This window comes from Paraburkholderia sp. UCT31 (assembly GCF_014397655.1).
GTDB lineage: Bacteria > Pseudomonadota > Gammaproteobacteria > Burkholderiales > Burkholderiaceae > Paraburkholderia > Paraburkholderia tuberum.
The window spans coordinates 31,696-49,087 of sequence record NZ_VZQP01000042.1; the positions used below are offsets into that span (position 1 = coordinate 31,696).

Here is a 17,392-nt window from a genome sequence, read left to right on the forward strand (position 1 = left end):
CGGCCGCGCTCGTGTCGCCAGGCGCATCGCCTACGCGTGGTGATGGCCGGTCACCCGCTCCCAGCCGTGACGCACCGCGAGCTTGAAGCGCTCCCACGTGCTGTCCGGCGACGTGGTTTCCCAATGGCGGCGTGCTTCGGGCTCGATCTCATCCCACGGACGATTGCGGAATCGCGCGTCGCGAGCGATCTCCGCGCCGTAGCGATAGGCCGGCACATAGTCTTCATAGCGCGCGTTCGCGGCGGCGTACTGCTCGTCGTAGTGCGCGCGGAAATCTTCTTCGTACTCCAGATACTCGTTCGGCATCTGCGCGCCGGGACCGGTGCCCGGCTGCCCGCCTTCGGGGACGATGTCGGACGGCTGCATGACCGCGCCCGAACCTGGTACCGAGCCGGCGGCGATCGCGCTGCGTCCCGCATCGCCGGCGAGCGGATCGACGATGGGTTCGTTGACCGGATCGCTCATCGGCCGTTCGCTGATCGGCGGCGGCGCGAACGGCTTGGCGGCGGCGCCGATGTCCGCCGGCGGCATGGCGGTCAGCGGATCAGGGCGCGGGGTGGCGGGAGGGGGCATGGTGTCGGGTGCGGTCGTACCGGTCGCCGAAGTGGCGCCCGTCGCGCCGGCGATTCCGGTCGATTCGGTCATGGCCGCCGCACCCGCTGCGCCGCTGCTCGAATTTACGCCCGCCGCCCCCGGTGTCGCAGTGGTGTCGCGCATCCCGGGCGTCGCACCCGCCTCGGTCGTTACGCTCGACGTGCGCGGCGTTCCCGGCATCACCGCGCCGATGCCCAGCTCATCGAGTATCGAGTGATCGCGGTCGGTGGCGGCCGGCGTGTCCGCCGCGGGCGGGCGGTCGCCGATATCCGTCGCGCCGAGCCGCACGAGCGTATTGCGCGCCAGCTCCGCATGCGACTCGCTTGCCGCGTGGACGCACACGAGCACCGCGCCGCGCCGCATCGCCTCGGCATAACGCGCGGTGTCCGATGGGCGCGGCCCGGTCGAGAACAGGCTGGCGAGAAAGCGCTCGATATTCGCGAGCACGCCCGCGTTGGCGACTTCGCTGGTGGCCGAGCCCACCGAAGGTTCGGCGTTCGCCTGCAACTCGATCTTCTCGCGCGCAAAGCCGGTTTGCACGAGCGTGTCGCGGGCGGTTTCGGCCTGCATGTAAGTGTCGAATAAACCAATCACGGTATGTTGCATGGTTGTCTCCCGACATGTTCTGCTGGAACGGGCGACGCTCGCGGCGTCGTCCCCTTGCCGTCTGAAGGCAAGCAACCTTCATGCCCCGCACCGCCGCGCTGCCCGGCGTGCTACGTATGACGCGGGCTCGCGATGCAAAAAAGCGCGGCGCGTAAACGCCGCGCTTTTTACAAGGCCCGGTAAATGACGCCGGCACGGCGCGGACATCAGGTATCGGCCGGATGCGTGGCGGCATCGTTGCTCGTTTGCACGGCGTCGTGCTGGATCGTTTCGAGCAGTTGCTCCAGCAGTCCGATATCGAACGGCTTGGACAGCACGCGCACGTTCGCGTGCCGCGCGCGGTCGAGCTCTTCCGCGTAGCCGGTGACGAGGATGACCGGCAGCTGTGGGTCGAACCTGAGCACCGCTTCGGCCAGATCGATGCCGTTCATCTTGCCGGGCATGTGGATGTCCGACAGCACCAGGTCGAACGGCAGCGGCTCGCCGGTGCTCGCGCGCTTCGCGCGTGCGTCGTCGAGTACACGCAGCCCCGTGTCGGCGTTGAACACGCAGGTGACCTGATGACCCATCATCTGCAGCAGCGCCTCGGTGCCGGCGGCGACTTCTTCGTCGTCCTCGACGAGCAGCACGCGCAGACCCTGTGGCACGCCGCTTTCGGTCGCTAGCGCTTCTGCAGGCCCGGCCGTGTGCGGCTCGGTCGACGCGCGCGGCAGATAGAGCCGCACCGAGGTGCCCGCGCCGATCGCGCTGTCGATTGCCGCGAGCCCGCCCGAGCCCTCGCAGAACGCGAAGACGTGCGGCAACCCGAGTCCCGTGCCCATGCCTTTGGGCTTGGTCGTGAAAAGCGGCTCGAACGCGCGCGCGAGCACGTCGGGCGCCATACCGGCGCCGGTGTCCTCGAGCGACAGTTGCACGAACTCGCCGGTCAGCGGAAAGCCGTCCTCGTGACGGAACACGACATTGCTCGCGTGCACCGTGAAGCGCCCGCCGTTGGCCATCGCATCGCGCGCATTGACGGCGATGTTGATCAGCGCGAGCTCGAGCTCGGCGACGTCGACGCGCACCGGCCAGGTATCGACGCCGCTATCGATCACGAGCGACACCTTCGCGCCGAGCGACGCGCGCAGCAGTTCGCGGCACGACGGCAGCCAGCGTTCGAGCGACAGCGTCTCGGTGCGCAGCGGCTGCTTGCGCGCGACGCCGAGCAGTTGCCGCGTCAGCGACTGGCCGCTCTTCAGCGCGCGCTCCATCGCCGACAGTTCGCGCTCCAGTCCGCCGACGCCGCGCCGTCGCACGATCTGCACGTTGGCCGACAGGATCATCAGCAGGTTGTTGAAGTCGTGCGCGACGCTGCCGACCAGCGTGCCGAGCGCTTCCATCTTGCGCGACTGGCGGTACGCGGATTCGATCGAGCGGCGCATCGATGCCTCGGCCTGCCAACGCTGCCACGCTTCCTCTTCGGCGCCGAGGCGGCGCAGCGACAGCCAGATCACGCACCACAGCGCGATCGACGGCGTGAACATCGACAGGACCAGCACGCTCAGGTGCTTGTACCAGGCGGCCCAGATCGCCGACGTGCGATAGCCGCACAGCACGTAGACCGGATACGAGCCGACGTGCCGGAAGGCGACGATCAGGTTGCCGCCGGCGAAGCTCGAGCGCATCCGCACGACGCCGGAGCGCTGCCCCTGCCTGACCGCTTCGGCGAACGGCGAATCGGACGCGAGCGCGGTCGGCTCGCGTGGGCCGCGCGGGTAATGCGCGAGCACCGCGCCGTCGGTGCGCACGAGGCTCATGATGATCGGCGTAGCGTCGCTGCTGCCGAGCAACTCGCGATAGAACGCGTCGAAATAGCTGGGCCGCAGCGCGATCGACACGACGCCCGCGAACGAGCCATTGGGCGCCTGGCGCTCGACGCCCATGTTGAACACCTGCTCGCCGCTCACATGTCCCGTCATCACTTTCGACACGCGTTCGAGCGCGTTGCCGTCGCGGATGCCGACGAAATCGTCGCGCTGGCCGATCGAATTTTCCGGCGACGGATACAGGCGGCTGCTCACGAGCAGCGCGCCCTGCTGGCCGAAGATCGACATCGAGGCTACCTGCGGATAGCCGCCGCCCATCGTGCGCAACTTGTCGTGAATCGTGTGTTCGCGCGCGCGAATGCCGTCGTCGTCGAGGCCGTCGGTCAGATCGACGATGCGCGAGTTCAGCGTCTCGTTCATGTCGAACACCTTCAACGCGTGTTCTTCGGCGACCCGCACCGTGCGCAGCGCCAGATCGGTCGCGTCGGCCTCGCGCGAGCGCAGATCGGCGAATGCCATCGCCGCGACGTAGACGAACGGCAGCACGATCGCCGCGACCAGCAGCGCGATCAGCGTGATGCGACGCACCTGGAAATTCTGTTCCGGCACGGTGGGAAACGACGCGTCGTCCTGCTCGCGGGCAGGACGACGCGAAAGACGGCCCGCGCGCGCGGAGTCGACCCGGTCTGATGTCATTGTCGTTGACGCGAAAAGTCGTTCGGATGTGGCAGCCCCGTATCGGGCCGTTGCCGGCACCATGCCGCCTTCAGAACAAGCATAGACGCAGCACGGAAAAATTTGCCGCAAAGCGCGGGGGATGGGCATCCGCCGTGCCGGCCGTTCTTTAAGAGCGGCTTTAAAACAGCGACGAATCGGGAAGCGCAAACGTACACAAAAGGATAAAGATAAAAAAATGTCCGCCCCGACGATAGATCCATTTCTAAAATTCGCCTAGCAGAGAAACAGATCGTTACCGTCAGCGATTCTGGCGAGTTGCTTTTGCGCGACTTTACTTCGACAATCCTCGCCACGATAAAAGGGCCGTTGCCCCCTCTGTGCGCCGGATCGTCAAGGTTCGCCAAACGCGTCCTGCTGCATTCGCACCCCCTCTCGCCAAAGGCAATTGCAATTCGACAGGCGCCACTGTACCTGGTCGCGCATCGGTCGGCATCACGCGAAGGTGTGCCACCCTCCACTGTCGTGACGAACGAAATACGCACACAACCAGGCGCGGAAAGCGCGCAGATGAACCAGCCGATTCCTTTATCCGACCCGCCCAAACCGCCCGACCCGCCGTTGCCATGCTCCCCATTGTGATCGCCGACGATTCGCTGCTCGCCCGCAAGTTGCTCACGAAGGCACTGCCGCCCGACTGGGCAGTCGACGTGTCCTACGCGACGAACGGGCACGAGGCGCTCACGCTGTATCGCGAGGGCAAGGCATCGGTGATGTTCCTCGACCTGACGATGCCGGACATGACCGGCTACCAGGTCCTCGAAGCGTTGCAGCACGAGGACCTCAACACCTTCGTGATCGTCGTTTCCGCCGACGTGCAGCCGCTCGCCCAGCAGCGCGTGCGCGAGCTCGGCGCGATCGCGTTCATCGCCAAGCCGGTGACGCCGGAGGCGGTCCTGCCCATCCTCAAGGAGTACGGCTTGTATGTCTGAGCCCGCCTTCACCGAAGACCAGCGCGACGCGCTACAGGAAATCGCCAATCTCGCGATGGGCCGGGCCGCGACGCGGCTCGCGGGCCTGCTCGATTCGTTCATCGAACTGTCGGTGCCGCGCGTGCGGATGGTCGCGGTGAGCGACGCGGCGCGCACGCTGCGCGAGATGACCCATATCGACGACACGGTCAGCGCGGTGCGCCAGGGCTTTCGCTCGGACATCAAGGGCGAGGTGCTGGTGATCTGTCGCAGCGACAGCATCGCGCAGCTGTGTTCGCTCGTCCGCGACCCGTACGCGCGTTCGAGCTACGAGGAGGTCGGCGAGCGCGAACTGATGCTCGACGTCGCGAACCTGCTGTCCGGCGCGTGCGTGTCGTCGATACTCGACCAGCTCGGCCGCACGCCGGTGTTTTCCGCGCCGGGCATGCTCGGCGACACGCTGACGCTCGACGAAGTGTTCCAGCCCGGCGTGCTGCAATGGCAGGTGGCGCTGCTCGTCGAAGTGAATTTCGCGCTCGAACATCAGAGTTTTCGCGCGCATCTGGTGATGCTGATGGCCGAAGAATCAATCCGTCACATGAACGAAGCGCTCGATGCGCTGCTGTCCAGTATATGAACGTCTCCGTGGAATCGTTGAGCGACCTCGTGGTCGAGCGGGTCGGTTTTGGCATCTTCGTGCTCGACCGTGAACTGAACGTGCTGATGTGGAATCGCTTCATGCAGGACCATAGCGGCCTGTCGGCGGAGCAGGTGGTCGGCCACTCGATCTACCAGAACTTTCCGGAGCTGCCGCGCGTGTGGCTGTCGCGCAAGATCGAGAGCGTGTTTCAGCTCGGCAGCTTTGCGTTCAGCTCGTGGGAGCAGCGCCCGTATCTGTTCAAGTTCGATCACGACCGGCCGATCACCGGTGGGGTCGACTTCATGCAGCAGGACTGCACGTTCATGCCGCTGATGCGCGGTCGTGAAGTGGTGGCCGTGTGCGTGACGATCTCCGACGTGACGCATGTGAGCATCGTGCAGCGCGAACGCGAGGAGGCAGTTGCGAAGCTGCAGGAGTACGCGAATCGCGACGGACTGACCGGCATCGCGAACCGGCGCTTTTTCGAAACGCGGCTGCGCGACGAGTTCACGCGCTGGCAGCGCTACGGCGGCGAGATGTCGATGTTGCTGTTCGACCTCGATCACTTCAAGAAGATCAACGACCAGTTCGGTCATGGCGTCGGCGATACGGTGCTGCGTGTGATGGCGCAGCGCGTCGCCGGCGTGGTGCGCGCACAGGACACGTTCGGGCGCTTCGGCGGCGAAGAGTTCGCGCTGCTGCTGCCGTGCACGCCGCTCGACGACGCGATGCTGGTGGCGGAGAAGATCCGTCGCGTGATCGAGGAAACGCCGGTGGAGCTGATCGGCACCAGCGTGCCGGTCACGGCGAGCCTCGGCGGCGCGACGGCGCGCGCCGGGGTGCCCGCCTACGACGTGCTGATCAACGAGGCCGACGCGGCGCTCTATAGCGCAAAGCGTCAGGGCCGCAACTGCGCGGTCGCGTTCCGGCTCGCGGGAGCCTGATTCGCTAGCGGGGGCGGCGCGGTCGAGGCCGCCGCGCCGCCCCCGGCGGCCCTCCTTCCCGTCCCCCTATTGACCGGCGAAACTGCGGTCACCGGCAAAGATTGCTATACTTTTCGCCGTTTCCGGCCGCCCAGCCGGATGTTTCGCGCGTGTCCGCGCGCGCGGGCCCACTGCCCTGCGGGTCGGCATAAAAACCTCTTTGAACGCCTTTCAGCGGGCGCCTCCAGCGGAGATCGTCTTGGCTGTTTCCAATCTTGTCGTGGACGATACTGAAATCGACGCCGCTGCCGCCACGTCCGGCAGCTCGTTTTATCTTGCGATGCGCATCTTGCCGGCGGCGCAGCGCGATGCGATGTACCAGGTCTACGCCTTCTGCCGCGCCGTCGACGACATCGCCGACAGCGACCTGCCGCGCGCCGAGCGCGCGGCCGGGCTGGAGCAATGGCGCGCCGACCTCGACGCTTGCTACGCCGGCCAGCCGCGCGCGTCGCTGCGCGCGCTGACGCGGCACATTCACACGTTTCATCTGCAACGCGAGGATTTTCACGCAATGATCGACGGCATGGCGATGGATGCCGCCGCCGACATCTGCGCGCCCGACGACGCCACGCTCGACCTCTATTGCGACCGCGTCGCGAGCGCGGCCGGCCGTCTGTCGGTGAGGATATTCGGGATGCGTGACGAGCCGGGCCGGCTGCTCGCGCACCATCTCGGCCGCGCGCTGCAGCTCACCAACATCCTGCGCGATATCGACGAAGACGCCGTCATCAACCGCTGCTATCTACCGCGCGAGCTGCTCGCGCGCGAAGGCATCGCGGCCACGGACCCGCGGCAGATCGCTGACGATCCGACGCTGCCGCGCGTCTGCGCGACGCTCGCCGAGCGCGCGAAGCAGCACTTCGCCGAGTCCGACGCGATCATGGATCGCGAGCCGCGCGCTCAGGTGCGCGCGCCGCGCATCATGTCGGGCGTCTATCGCGTGCTGCTCGAGCGCGCGCTGGAGCGCGGCTTCGACGTTCCGCGCACGAAGGTCCGCAAGCCGAAGCTGCGCCTGCTGTGGATCGTCGCGCGTTACGCGCTTTTCTGAGCTGATGCCGAAGCTCGTCCACGTGGTCGGCGCGGGCGCGGCCGGGCTCGCCGCCGCCGTGCAACTGCAGCGGCGCGGCGCGCGGGTCGTGCTGCACGAAGCGCAGGATCACGCGGGCGGCCGCTGCCGTTCGTACTACGACGCGAAGCTTGGTGCGACGCTCGACAGCGGCAATCACATCGTGTTGTCGGCCAATGCCGCGACGCTCAACTACGTGCGCGCGATCGGCGCCGCCGACGAACTGGTCGGCCCCACGCAGCCCGAGTATCCGTTCGTCGATCTGGCCACGCGTTCGCGCTGGAGCGTGCGTCTGTCGCCGGGGAGTTTGCCGTGGTGGATTTTCGATGCGCACGCGCGCGTGCCGAACACGGGCCCGACCGATTACCTGTCGCTCGTGCCGCTGCTGTTTGCGAAACCGGGCCGCAGCGTCGCGCAGACGATGCGCTGTCACGGTCCGCTGTGGGAACGGCTGCTGCGGCCGCTGCTGCATGTGCTGCTGAATCTGGAGCCGCGCGACGCCTCGGCCGAACTGACCGGCGCGCTCGTGCGCGAAACGCTGTTCGCGGGCGGGCTCGCGTGCCGGCCGCTGGTCGCGCGTAATGGTCTTGGCAGCGCGTTCGTCGATCCGGCGCTGCGTCTGCTGCAACATGGCGGCGCGACCATCCGGCTCGGTTCGCGTCTGCGCGACATCACGTTCGCGGCCGACCCGGCCCGTGTGCAGGCGCTGCATTTCGACGATGAGAGCATCGCGCTCGGCGCGAACGAGGCGGTGATTCTCGCGCTGCCGCCCGAAGCCGCGGTGGCTCTCGTGCCGGGCCTGCGCGCGCCGACGCGTTTCGCGGCCGCGCTCAACGTGCATTTCGCGGTCGAGCCGCCGTTCGGCCTGCCGCAGATCACCGCACTGCTGAACGGAACGGCCGAATGGTTGTTTGCGTTCGACGAGCGCCTGTCGGTGACGCTCAACGGCGCCGAGCGGCTCGTCGACACGCCGCATGACGTGCTGGCGGCGACCGTCTGGGCCGAGGTCGCGCAGGCGGTCAATCTGCCGGCGGCGCCGCTGCCGCGCTGGCAGGTGGTGATCGAATCGCGCGCGACGTTTGCCGCGCTGCCCGCGCAGGAGACATTGCGGGCGGGCACGCGCACTCGCTGGAACAATTTGCTGCTCGCGGGCGACTGGACGGCCACCGGCCTGCCCGCGATGCTCGAAGGCGCGATCCGCTCCGGCCAGAAGGCCGCGGATACGCTGCTGAATCAACCGATGGAACGCAGATGAACGACTTATCTCACACCCAGCCGCTCGACGCGGCGCTGCCCGAAGCCGCCGATGCGGCGCCGGACCTGGCCGAAGCTGCCGTGGTTGCCAACGCGCCCGCCGTGGCGGACGCATTGGCAACCGCAACGCCGGCGCCCGTGCAGGGCGCGAGCGCGCTCGACGCATCGATCACGCGCGCGACCGATGCGATCCTGGCCGCGCAGCAGCCGGACGGCCATTGGGTCTACGAACTCGAAGCCGACGCGACGATTCCGGCCGAATACGTGTTGCTGGTCCACTATCTCGGCGAAACGCCGAACCTCGAACTCGAACAGAAGATCGCCCGTTATCTGCGCCGCATCCAGTTGCCGAACGGCGGCTGGCCGCTCTTCACCGACGGCGCGCTCGACATCAGCGCGAGCGTGAAGGCGTACTTCGCGCTGAAGATGATCGGCGACCCGGTCGATGCCGAGCACATGGTGCGCGCGCGCGACGCGATCCTCGCGCACGGCGGCGCGGAACACGTGAACGTGTTCACGCGAATCCTGCTCGCCCTCTTTGGCGTGGTGTCGTGGCGCGCGGTGCCGATGATGCCGGTCGAGATCATGCTGCTGCCGGTGTGGTTCCCGTTCCATCTGTCGAAGGTGTCGTACTGGGCGCGCACGGTGATCGTGCCGCTGCTGGTGCTCAACGCGAAGCGGCCGCTAGCGCGTAATCCGCGCAAGGTGCGCATCGACGAGCTGTTCCGCGGCGCGCCGGTGAACACCGGCATGAACGAGCGCGCACCGCATCAGCACGCGCGCTGGTTCGGCCTGTTCCGTTGTGTCGATTCGGTGCTGCGCGCGGTCGATGGCCTGTTGCCGAAGGCGACCCGCGAGCGCGCGATCCGCGCGGCGGTCGCGTTCGTCGACGAACGGCTGAACGGCGAGGACGGCCTCGGCGCGATTTTCCCGGCGATGGCCAACTCGGTGATGATGTACGACGGTCTCGGCTATCCGGCCGATCATCCGCATCGCGCGATCGCTCGCAAATCTCTCGACAAGCTGCTCGTCATGAAGGACGACGAAGCCTATTGCCAGCCGTGTCTGTCGCCGGTGTGGGATACGTCGCTCGCCGCGCACGCATTGCTCGAAACCGGCGAAGCGCGCGCCGAACAGGCGGCCGAACGCGGGCTCGCGTGGCTGCGTCCGCTGCAGATTCTCGACGTGCGCGGCGACTGGATTTCGCGCCGCCCCAAGGTGCGGCCGGGCGGCTGGGCGTTCCAGTACAACAACGCGCATTTCCCGGATGTCGACGATACCGCGGTGGTCGCGATGGCGATGCACCGCTCGGCGGCGCTCACGCAATCCGATGTCGATCGCGAAGCAATTGCCCGCGCGCGCGAATGGGTGGTCGGCATGCAAAGCAGCGACGGCGGCTGGGGCGCGTTCGAACCGGAAAACACGCAGTACTACCTGAACAACATTCCGTTCTCGGACCACGGCGCGCTGCTCGATCCGCCGACCGCGGACGTGTCGGGCCGCTGTCTGTCGATGTTCGCGCAGATCGGCGAGCTGCCGCAAAGCAGCGAGCCGGCGCGGCGCGCGTTCGACTACATGCTGCAGGAGCAGGAGTCGGACGGCAGCTGGTACGGCCGCTGGGGCCTGAACTACATCTACGGCACATGGACCGCGCTGTGCTCGCTGAACGCGGCCGGCATGCCACACGACGACCCGCGCATGCGGCGCGCGGTGCAATGGCTCGTGTCGATCCAGAACGACGACGGCGGTTGGGGCGAGGGCGGCGAGAGCTACAGGCTCGACTATCGCGGCTACGAGCGTGCGCCGAGCACCGCGTCGCAGACAGCCTGGGCGCTGCTCGGGCTGATGGCGGCGGGCGAGGTCGATCACGAGGCGGTGGCGCGCGGTATCGACTATCTGCAGCGTGAGCAGCGCGAGCATGGGCTGTGGGACGAAACGCGCTTTACCGCGACCGGCTTTCCGCGCGTGTTTTATCTGCGCTACCACGGCTATCGGAAGTTCTTCCCGCTGTGGGCGCTCGCGCGCTTCCGTCATCTGAAGCGCAATGGGCTCACGCGCATCACGGTCGGGATGTGACGGATGTCCGTGTCGATGACGCCGTCCATGGGGACGGGCGATAGCAGCTTGCCGGTGATCGTCGTGACGGGCATGGCGTTCGAGGCGCGCATCGCACGCGGCGACGGCAGCGTGCGCGTCGAAGTCGTGTACGCGGCGCGCGCCGATCTGCTCGAGCGCGCGCTGAACGCGGCGGTCGCTCGCGGCGCGGCGGGGATCGTCAGTTTCGGCACGGCGGGTGGGCTCGCGCCGGATCTGCAGCCGGGGGCGCTGATCGTCGCGGATGCCGTGCACGGGCCGTTCGGGCGTATCGACACGGATCGGCAATGGGCGGAGCGGATTGCCGCCGCCGTGACCAACGTCAGGACGGCCGAAGGGCTCGCGGGACGTCTGCGCCGTGGCGCGATGGCGGCAGTCGCCGCGCCGCTGATCACCGCCGAAGACAAACGCGCGCTGCACGAATCGACCGGCGCGCTCGCGGTGGATATGGAATCGCACATCGCTGGCGCGACCGCTGCCGCTCACGGTCTGCCGTTCGCCGTGTGTCGCGCGATCGTCGATCCGGCCTGGCGCACGCTGCCGCCGGCCGCGACCGCTGGTTTGCGCGACGACGGCAGCACCGCCCTCGGGCCGATTCTGCGCGAATTGCTGCGGCAGCCGTCGCAACTCGGCGCGCTGCTGCGACTCGCCGGTGATGCGCGCGCCGCGCGGACTACGCTGGTCGAGGCGCGGGAGGCTTTGGGGAAGGGCGGCGCGCTGCGGATCGCGGGCGTCAGCAGTTGAGCGACGGGGATGGCGGTTAGCCATCCCGACTGCGTCTGGGGCCGGCAGCAAGTCGCTAGCGTGTGCGTGACTCACCCCTGGAGCGGCGACTCGAGTCTTCGCCCAGGTCCCTTAGGCGGTTGCGCAGCCGCTGGTTATCTGCGTAAAGCCCCGCAAACGCCAGTATGAACAGTAGCAGCGGAAACCACTGGCCGCTGTAGCGAATCAGCGCCCATGCGATCGCCGCACAGGCGATAGCGGCGAGCAGAAGCGCCACTTTATCGACGATCCAATTCATACCAATTCCGCTCGATGGAGCGCCAGACAGGCGTCGTGCCGGCGCGCTGGCCCCTTTGTCAGCACTTCCGGATGGCGATGGATGAATGCCAGCATCGACTCTGGAACGACCAATCCGAGGCGGCCCGCTGCAATTCGCGCAGTGACCGCCGCGCTGCTGGTGCCGCACGTTATCGCAGCCTTGGTCGCGACGATCAGCGAACCGATGCATGCACCGACGTAGAACGCCGCACTTAGCGCGCCGGCGACGGATAGCGCCTCGAGTGTCGTTGTTGCTCCAATCAACTCGGCAACCGTTGCACTAGGACCAGGTTTGCTGCAAATGCACTTCCAAAGTTGCCACAAATAACCGAATTCATAAATTGTCTGCCTACGCCGTAGTCGGGGATGCCAACTTTAGGTACGGGCAGAGCCCGAACCAATCAGCGACTTCTTAAAAATTGCCGGGACAGTGATGGACGGGCCTCCTAGCCATCGCCCGAAGCGGTTGACCACTAGCGGTGGTCCATCGTGGGCCCCCAAGACTATCAGCACGATTAATTATGCAATTTTGAAATACTAGGGAAAACCCCTACTTTTGGTACAATGCTAGTGTTAACCCTTAGGTTCCGGCGCATGACGCGCCCGCCCGGGAGCCTCAGACACGGAGTACCAAATGAATTTCCACACGAGAAAATGGGTCAAGCCCGAAGACCTGAATCCCAACGGGACATTGTTCGGCGGCAGCCTGCTACGCTGGATCGACGAAGAAGCCGCGATCTACGCGATCTCTCAGCTGGACAATCAGCGGGTCGTGACCAAGTTCATGTCAGAGATTAACTTCGTCAGTTCGGCACGCCAGGGCGACATCATCGAACTGGGCATGACCGCCACGCATTTTGGCCGCACGTCGATCACGCTGCGCTGCGAAGTGCGCAACAAGATCACACGCAAGAGCATTCTGACGGTCGAGAAAATGGTATTCGTCAATCTCGACGAAAACGGCGATCCGGTGCCACATGGCCGCACGCGTATCCGTTATGCGGACGAGCAGTTCGCTCACTATCGCGCGAACTCCAAGCCAGTGCCGCAAACGGCACCAGTCGCGGCGGTCGAGGAAGATCGGGGCGCGGCGCGCAGCGAGGTCGAGAGCCTGCACTGAGCGGGTTGCAGCGCTGCCCGCGGGCTTGGTCGGGCGACGTTTGGCTGTACTTCCACGCGGGGCATCCATCGAGGGCGCCCGCTGTGCCTTGGAGCGCTGGATCGACGTGCCCAGATCCCCTGGAGCGCTATTGCGGGGCCGACGCCGGCTCAGCAGGCACGGCTGGCGTAGCGCCCGCGCCACTGTCACCCGGATCGGTGTAGTTCGGCAGATCCCCGCTGGGCGCGTTGGTCGCTCCACCGGAAGCCCCATTGGGCGCCGGCGAGGACTCACCCGGATCGGAGTAATTCGGCAGGCCGCCCGCCGGCGCGCCTGCCGCTGGGGCAGCAGCCGGGCCCGTATCGCCGTGATCGTCGTAGTTCGGCAGCGGCAGAGGGTTATTGCTCGTGCCGCGCAGCCGCGCGAGGCGCTGCTGCAAAAAGGCATCACGAACGAACGAGTACTTGTCGAGCGCAGCCTGCTCCAGAAGGCTGGTCGCGCCGAGCAGATCCGAACGTGTGCTCACGAACTGCAGCACGTACAGCGGATTGCGGGTCGCGGGTTCGATATAGTTCAGCGGATTGAACTTCACATCGACGACGAGCCCCATGCTGTCGCGCACCGTGCTCGGCCCGAACAGCGGCAGCACCAGATACGGACCCGACGGAATGCCCCAATGCCCGAGCGTCAGACCGAAGTCCTGATGATGCTTGGGCAGGCCGGCCGGCGTCGCCCAGTCGAGCAGGCCGCCAATCCCAAACACCGAGTTGAACGCGAAGCGCATGATGTCTTCGGTCGCATCGGTGATCTTCAGTTGCAGCAGCGCGTTTGCGGCGTTGGTGAGGTCGCCGAGGTTCGAGAAGAAATTGCTGACGGCGGTGCGCAGCGGCTGCGGCGTCACTTTCTGGTAGCCCTTCGCGACCGGCACCGCGATATAGCGATCGACTCCGTCATTGAAATTGAAGATCACCCGGTTCACCGGCTCGAACGGATCGCCCGGCTTGCGATCCGGAGCGGTCGCGCAGCCAGAAATGAGACCCGCGGCGGTGAGCGCCAGCGCGGTGTTACGCAGCTTCATGCTTATATTCCTTTTTGCTTCCCGCGACGTTGACGCGGCTTGCCCATCAGCACCGGCTGGAAAACCACCGCTCCGATCAGCGTGCAGAACAGCGAAAGCACGAGCAGCCTCCCCATGCTGGACGTGCCCGGATGGTGCGACAGCCACAGGCTACCAAACGCGGTGGCCGTTGTGGCGGCGCTGAACAGCACCGCATGCGTGAGGCTCGACTGCAACAGGCCGGTCTGGCCGTGGCGCCACGCCATCACAAAGTAGATCTTGAACGCGACGCCGACGCCGAGCATCAGCGGCAGCGCGATGATGTTCGCGAAGTTCAGCGGCATGCCGAATACCACGCACAGTTCGAGCGTGACGATCGCGGACACCAGCAGCGGCACCAGCGTGCGCAGCACGTCGCCGACACGGCGCAGCGCGATCCACAGCAGCACGGCGATCGACAGCAGCGCATAGACTGCCGCCTGCAGGAACGCCTTGATGATCGTGTCGGCCGAATGCAGGATCGAGATCGGTCCGCCGATCGCGCCCGGCTCCGCCCTCTTCACCGCGTGCGCGAAGCGCGCGAGCATCTGGTCGTCGTTTGGATCGACGCCGGGCGGCACCTTCGGCGCGATATCGACGAGCGCATGACCGCCCTTGCCGATCCACATCGCGGTGATGCCTGGCGGCAGGGTCTGCTGGGTTATTTCGGTCGGCTGCAGAAGGTTCTCAAGCTGCTTCAAGGCGATGCGCAGCGTGTCGGACATCGCGACTTCGGCGCGGTCGCGCGTGGCGGCGTCGGCGGCGGCGAGCTTTTGCAAGGTCGCGGACAGGTGCTGCGCGTCCGCCGCGCCCGGGCCCGGATGGTCCTCGGCCGCGAGCGACAACTGATTCGCCGCGCGCTTCAATGCGGCGACGCGCAACTCGTCGGTGGCTTGCGGCGCGGGCTGCTGTTGCAGCGCCGGCAGCAGCAGCTGCGCGGCGCTCGCGATCAGCATCATCTTCTGCTGCTGGTCGGCCGGCACGAAGGTGCTCAACGTGTTGACGCGGCCCACTTCCGGCAGCTTGCGCAGTCGCTCGGCCATCGCGTCGGCGTCGGCAAGCGACGGCGCCAGCGCCTGCACGTTGTTCACCGCGGCTTCGGGCGAATCCTTCAGCGACAGCAACGTTGCCATCGACTCGGTGTGCGGGTCCTTCAGATGCAGCGGATTGAAGTCGAAACGCAGGTGCGTGAGCAGCGGTGTCGCGCCGATCACGACGAGCAGCGTGCCGATCAACACCGGCTTGCGATGGCGGTCGAGGAAGTCGTCGACGGGCTCGAGCTGCTTGAAACCGGGCGAGGCGACTTCGCCCGGCGGATTGAAGAGCTTCAGCAGCGCTGGCAGCAAGGTCATGTTGGTGAAGTACGCGACGAACATGCCGACGCCCGCGATCTGGCCAAGCTCCGACACGCCGCGATAAGCGGTCGGCAGGAACGAGAAGAAGCTCAGCGCGACTGCCACGGCCGCGAGCGTGAGCGGCACGCCGATGCTGTGCGCGGTGTGCATCAGCGCGGCCGACAGCCGGTCGTCGCGGTTGCGCTCCTCGCGATACTTGACGCCGAACTGCACGCCGAAATCGACGCCGAGCCCGACGAACAGCACCATGAACGCGACCGAAATCATGTTGAGCGCGCCGACCATCAACAGGCCTAGCGCGGCCGTGATCGCGAGGCCGACGAACAGCGTGATGAACACGGCCGCGATCATGCGGCCCGAGCGCAGCGCGAGCCACAGAATGATCAGGACGACGATGAAAGTGCCGATGCCGTTCAGCACCGCACCGTCCTGCACTGACGCGAACTCCTCGTCGGCGAGTGGCTGCTCGCCGGTCAGGCGGACCGTCGCACCGTAGCGCTGCTGGAGATGCAGCGAGACCGCGGTTGCGCGAATCGCCCTCGACGCGCTCGCGCCCGGCTCCAGCGCGTCGTAGTTGACGACCGGATGCACGACGACAAACGAACGCGCCGGATCGGTGGCGGCGCTTTTATCGACGAGAGCGCGCCACGAGAACGCGGCGGGCTGGCCGGCCAGCACGCGATCGAGCGTGTTCGCGCTTTGCGCAAGCAGCCGGCTCATGTCAGGGAGTTTGACCTGGCCGAGTTGCAGCGGCAGCAGCAGGGTCGTAGTCAGCGTGCCGGCGAGACCGGTCAGGCTCGGATCATGCGCAAGTTGATTGACGAGCGGGCGCGACTGCACGAGTTGCGAGGTGGTGGACATCACCTCGTCGGTGGACAGAAACAGCAGGCCGTTGTGTTCGAAGAAGGGGCCGCCGGCGGGCTGCGAGACCGACGTGAACTCCTTCGGATCGGCTCTGAGCGCGGCGGTCAGCGCGTTGGCGGCGGCGTCGGCGAATTCGGGCGCGCGCGCCTCGACCACCACCAGCACGGTGTCGCCACGGTCGGGGAAGGCGGCGTCGAGCGCGTTCTGGACTGCCGCCCATTGCTTGTCGGTCTCGATGAGACGGCTGATGTCCGTGTTGATCTTGAAGTTATGCGCGACGTATATGCCGCTCAGGACAGCGAGCACGATCGACAGCGCGATGATCCTCAGCGGATGACGCACCGAATACGCGACGAGACGGACGATAGATGACTTCAGCATGTAGGCGGACGTGGCCTTATGACGGGTGTTGTTTTTGACGAAGGTGCATAAGTATACAGAGCCCGGGCAAGCAAGCCCGACTTCGGTAGCAAGTACGGCTCCTGACGGCTTCGTCCGGATGGGAACGTAATCCCCGCTATACTGGTGTACCTCTCTTTAGCCGCGGGGCTGCGGCCCGTCGGCGCTACTTCTTTCGAGTCATGACAAGCGTATGAAACGATATCTGACTGCTTTTGTGGCTGCGGCCGTGGTATCCACGGCGGCGTTTGCGCAGAGCGCACCCGACGCGGTGGTAAAAAGTGCAGTCCAGGGCACGGTGACTGCAATGAAGGCTGACCCGCAGGCGCGCGGCGGCGACATGGCGAAGATCACCGAGGTCGTCCAGACGCACTTCCTGCCCGCCACCGACTTTCAGCGCACCACACGTATCGCGGTAGGCAAGCCGTGGGCGACCGCGACGCCGGAGCAGCAGAAGCAACTGTACGAGCAGTTTACGCTGCTGCTCACGCGTACCTATGCCGCATCGCTGTCGCAACTGCGCGACCAGGACGTGAAGTTCCAGTTTGCGCCGGTCAGCGTGCAAGGCGGCGCGACCGACATCGTCGTGCAATCGCACGTGATCAGCAACGGCGGCGATGACTCGATCGACTACCGGCTCACCAAGGGGCCGTCGGGCTGGAAGATCTACGACATCAACATGATGGGCGCGTGGCTGATCCAGGTGTATCAGACGCAGTTCGCCGACCAGATCGCCAAAGGCGGCATCGACGGGCTGATCAAATTCCTGACCGCGCATAATGCGCGCGGCGCGTAAGCGGGTCGGTCGACAGAAGTTTCAATCGGTAAAAGAAAAGCGCGGTGGCCTTGA

15 protein-coding genes are annotated in these 17,392 nt (G+C 66.3%); 10 read left to right on the top strand and 5 right to left on the bottom strand.

All coding sequences use genetic code 11. The features are described 5' to 3' along the window. Positions 1-30: 30 nt before the first annotated feature. Positions 31-1,200: a hypothetical protein gene (locus F6X40_RS29165; protein ID WP_187630204.1), complete on the bottom strand. Its 1,170-nt coding sequence runs from the start codon at positions 1,198-1,200 to the stop codon at positions 31-33. Positions 1,201-1,406: 206 nt separating this feature from the next. Then, a complete protein-coding gene (locus F6X40_RS29170) occupies positions 1,407-3,701 on the bottom strand; it encodes a hybrid sensor histidine kinase/response regulator (RefSeq protein ID WP_187630205.1) in 2,295 nt (764 codons plus the stop codon). 605 nt (positions 3,702-4,306) lie between these two features. On the opposite strand from F6X40_RS29170, the gene F6X40_RS29175 reads away from it, so the two are divergent. From F6X40_RS29175 to F6X40_RS29205, 7 genes are all read left to right on the top strand, one after another. Beyond that, positions 4,307-4,672, top strand: coding sequence for a response regulator (locus F6X40_RS29175; RefSeq protein ID WP_090808122.1), 366 nt, complete (start codon positions 4,307-4,309; stop codon positions 4,670-4,672). Next, entirely contained in the window at positions 4,665-5,288 is a 624-nt protein-coding gene (locus F6X40_RS29180; RefSeq protein ID WP_184031036.1) for a chemotaxis protein CheC, read from the top strand. The genes F6X40_RS29175 and F6X40_RS29180 overlap by 8 nt, the downstream gene beginning before the upstream one ends. Next, the gene (locus F6X40_RS29185; RefSeq protein WP_187617622.1) at positions 5,285-6,235 is read left to right on the top strand and encodes a diguanylate cyclase; all 951 of its coding nucleotides are present in this window, start codon (positions 5,285-5,287) and stop codon (positions 6,233-6,235) included. Before F6X40_RS29180 ends, F6X40_RS29185 begins: the two co-directional genes overlap by 4 nt. Before the next feature lie 238 nt (positions 6,236-6,473). Continuing rightward, positions 6,474-7,322, top strand: a complete 849-nt coding sequence (gene hpnD, locus F6X40_RS29190) for a presqualene diphosphate synthase HpnD (RefSeq protein ID WP_184073438.1) — start codon at positions 6,474-6,476, stop codon at positions 7,320-7,322. A 4-nt stretch (positions 7,323-7,326) separates the two neighbouring features. Continuing rightward, a complete protein-coding gene (gene hpnE / locus F6X40_RS29195; protein ID WP_187630206.1) occupies positions 7,327-8,595 on the top strand; it encodes a hydroxysqualene dehydroxylase HpnE in 1,269 nt (422 codons plus the stop codon). Beyond that, positions 8,592-10,670, top strand: a complete 2,079-nt coding sequence (gene shc, locus F6X40_RS29200) for a squalene--hopene cyclase (protein WP_187630207.1) — start codon at positions 8,592-8,594, stop codon at positions 10,668-10,670. Before hpnE ends, shc begins: the two co-directional genes overlap by 4 nt. Before the next feature lie 3 nt (positions 10,671-10,673). Then, positions 10,674-11,432, top strand: coding sequence for a phosphorylase (locus tag F6X40_RS29205; RefSeq protein ID WP_187630208.1), 759 nt, complete (start codon positions 10,674-10,676; stop codon positions 11,430-11,432). A 55-nt stretch (positions 11,433-11,487) separates the two neighbouring features. On the opposite strand, the gene F6X40_RS29210 is transcribed toward F6X40_RS29205, so the two are convergent. Further along, positions 11,488-11,709, bottom strand: coding sequence for a hypothetical protein (locus F6X40_RS29210; protein ID WP_184073447.1), 222 nt, complete (start codon positions 11,707-11,709; stop codon positions 11,488-11,490). A gap of 81 nt (positions 11,710-11,790) precedes the next feature. Between F6X40_RS29210 and F6X40_RS29215 the strand changes: the two genes are divergently transcribed. Beyond that, positions 11,791-11,931 carry a hypothetical protein gene (locus tag F6X40_RS29215; protein WP_184073449.1) on the top strand — a complete coding sequence of 47 codons (141 nt, stop codon included), beginning with the start codon at positions 11,791-11,793 and terminating at the stop codon, positions 11,929-11,931. A gap of 432 nt (positions 11,932-12,363) precedes the next feature. Beyond that, the gene (locus tag F6X40_RS29220) at positions 12,364-12,849 is read left to right on the top strand and encodes an acyl-CoA thioesterase (protein WP_090808106.1); all 486 of its coding nucleotides are present in this window, start codon (positions 12,364-12,366) and stop codon (positions 12,847-12,849) included. A gap of 127 nt (positions 12,850-12,976) precedes the next feature. Here the strand turns inward: F6X40_RS29220 and F6X40_RS29225 are convergent, their stop codons facing one another. Both F6X40_RS29225 and F6X40_RS29230 read right to left on the bottom strand, forming a co-directional pair. Continuing rightward, positions 12,977-13,906 carry a VacJ family lipoprotein gene (locus F6X40_RS29225; protein ID WP_184073451.1) on the bottom strand — a complete coding sequence of 310 codons (930 nt, stop codon included), beginning with the start codon at positions 13,904-13,906 and terminating at the stop codon, positions 12,977-12,979. Positions 13,907-13,908: 2 nt separating this feature from the next. Continuing rightward, on the bottom strand, positions 13,909-16,524 hold the full coding sequence (locus tag F6X40_RS29230) for an MMPL family transporter (protein WP_187630209.1): 2,616 nt from the start codon (positions 16,522-16,524) through the stop codon (positions 13,909-13,911). Between the two features lie 211 nt (positions 16,525-16,735). On the opposite strand from F6X40_RS29230, the gene F6X40_RS29235 reads away from it, so the two are divergent. Then, positions 16,736-17,338, top strand: coding sequence for a phospholipid-binding protein MlaC (locus F6X40_RS29235; protein WP_184073454.1), 603 nt, complete (start codon positions 16,736-16,738; stop codon positions 17,336-17,338). The last annotated feature ends 54 nt before the right edge of the window (positions 17,339-17,392 follow it).

Bases quoted from the DNA above. Each gene is read 5' to 3' on its own strand.
- F6X40_RS29170 (WP_187630205.1), bottom strand. From the start codon at position 3,701: ATGACATCAGACCGGGTCGACTCCGCGCGCGCGGGCCGTCTTTCGCGT.
- F6X40_RS29210 (WP_184073447.1), bottom strand. From the start codon at position 11,709: ATGAATTGGATCGTCGATAAAGTGGCGCTTCTGCTCGCCGCTATCGCC.
- F6X40_RS29220 (WP_090808106.1), top strand. From the start codon at position 12,364: ATGAATTTCCACACGAGAAAATGGGTCAAGCCCGAAGACCTGAATCCC.
- F6X40_RS29225 (WP_184073451.1), bottom strand. From the start codon at position 13,906: ATGAAGCTGCGTAACACCGCGCTGGCGCTCACCGCCGCGGGTCTCATT.
- F6X40_RS29185 (WP_187617622.1), top strand. From the start codon at position 5,285: ATGAACGTCTCCGTGGAATCGTTGAGCGACCTCGTGGTCGAGCGGGTC.
- F6X40_RS29165 (WP_187630204.1), bottom strand. From the start codon at position 1,200: ATGCAACATACCGTGATTGGTTTATTCGACACTTACATGCAGGCCGAA.
- F6X40_RS29215 (WP_184073449.1), top strand. From the start codon at position 11,791: ATGAATGCCAGCATCGACTCTGGAACGACCAATCCGAGGCGGCCCGCT.
- shc (WP_187630207.1), top strand. From the start codon at position 8,592: ATGAACGACTTATCTCACACCCAGCCGCTCGACGCGGCGCTGCCCGAA.
- F6X40_RS29180 (WP_184031036.1), top strand. From the start codon at position 4,665: ATGTCTGAGCCCGCCTTCACCGAAGACCAGCGCGACGCGCTACAGGAA.
- F6X40_RS29230 (WP_187630209.1), bottom strand. From the start codon at position 16,524: ATGCTGAAGTCATCTATCGTCCGTCTCGTCGCGTATTCGGTGCGTCAT.
- hpnE (WP_187630206.1), top strand. From the start codon at position 7,327: ATGCCGAAGCTCGTCCACGTGGTCGGCGCGGGCGCGGCCGGGCTCGCC.
- F6X40_RS29175 (WP_090808122.1), top strand. From the start codon at position 4,307: ATGCTCCCCATTGTGATCGCCGACGATTCGCTGCTCGCCCGCAAGTTG.
- F6X40_RS29235 (WP_184073454.1), top strand. From the start codon at position 16,736: ATGAAACGATATCTGACTGCTTTTGTGGCTGCGGCCGTGGTATCCACG.
- F6X40_RS29205 (WP_187630208.1), top strand. From the start codon at position 10,674: ATGTCCGTGTCGATGACGCCGTCCATGGGGACGGGCGATAGCAGCTTG.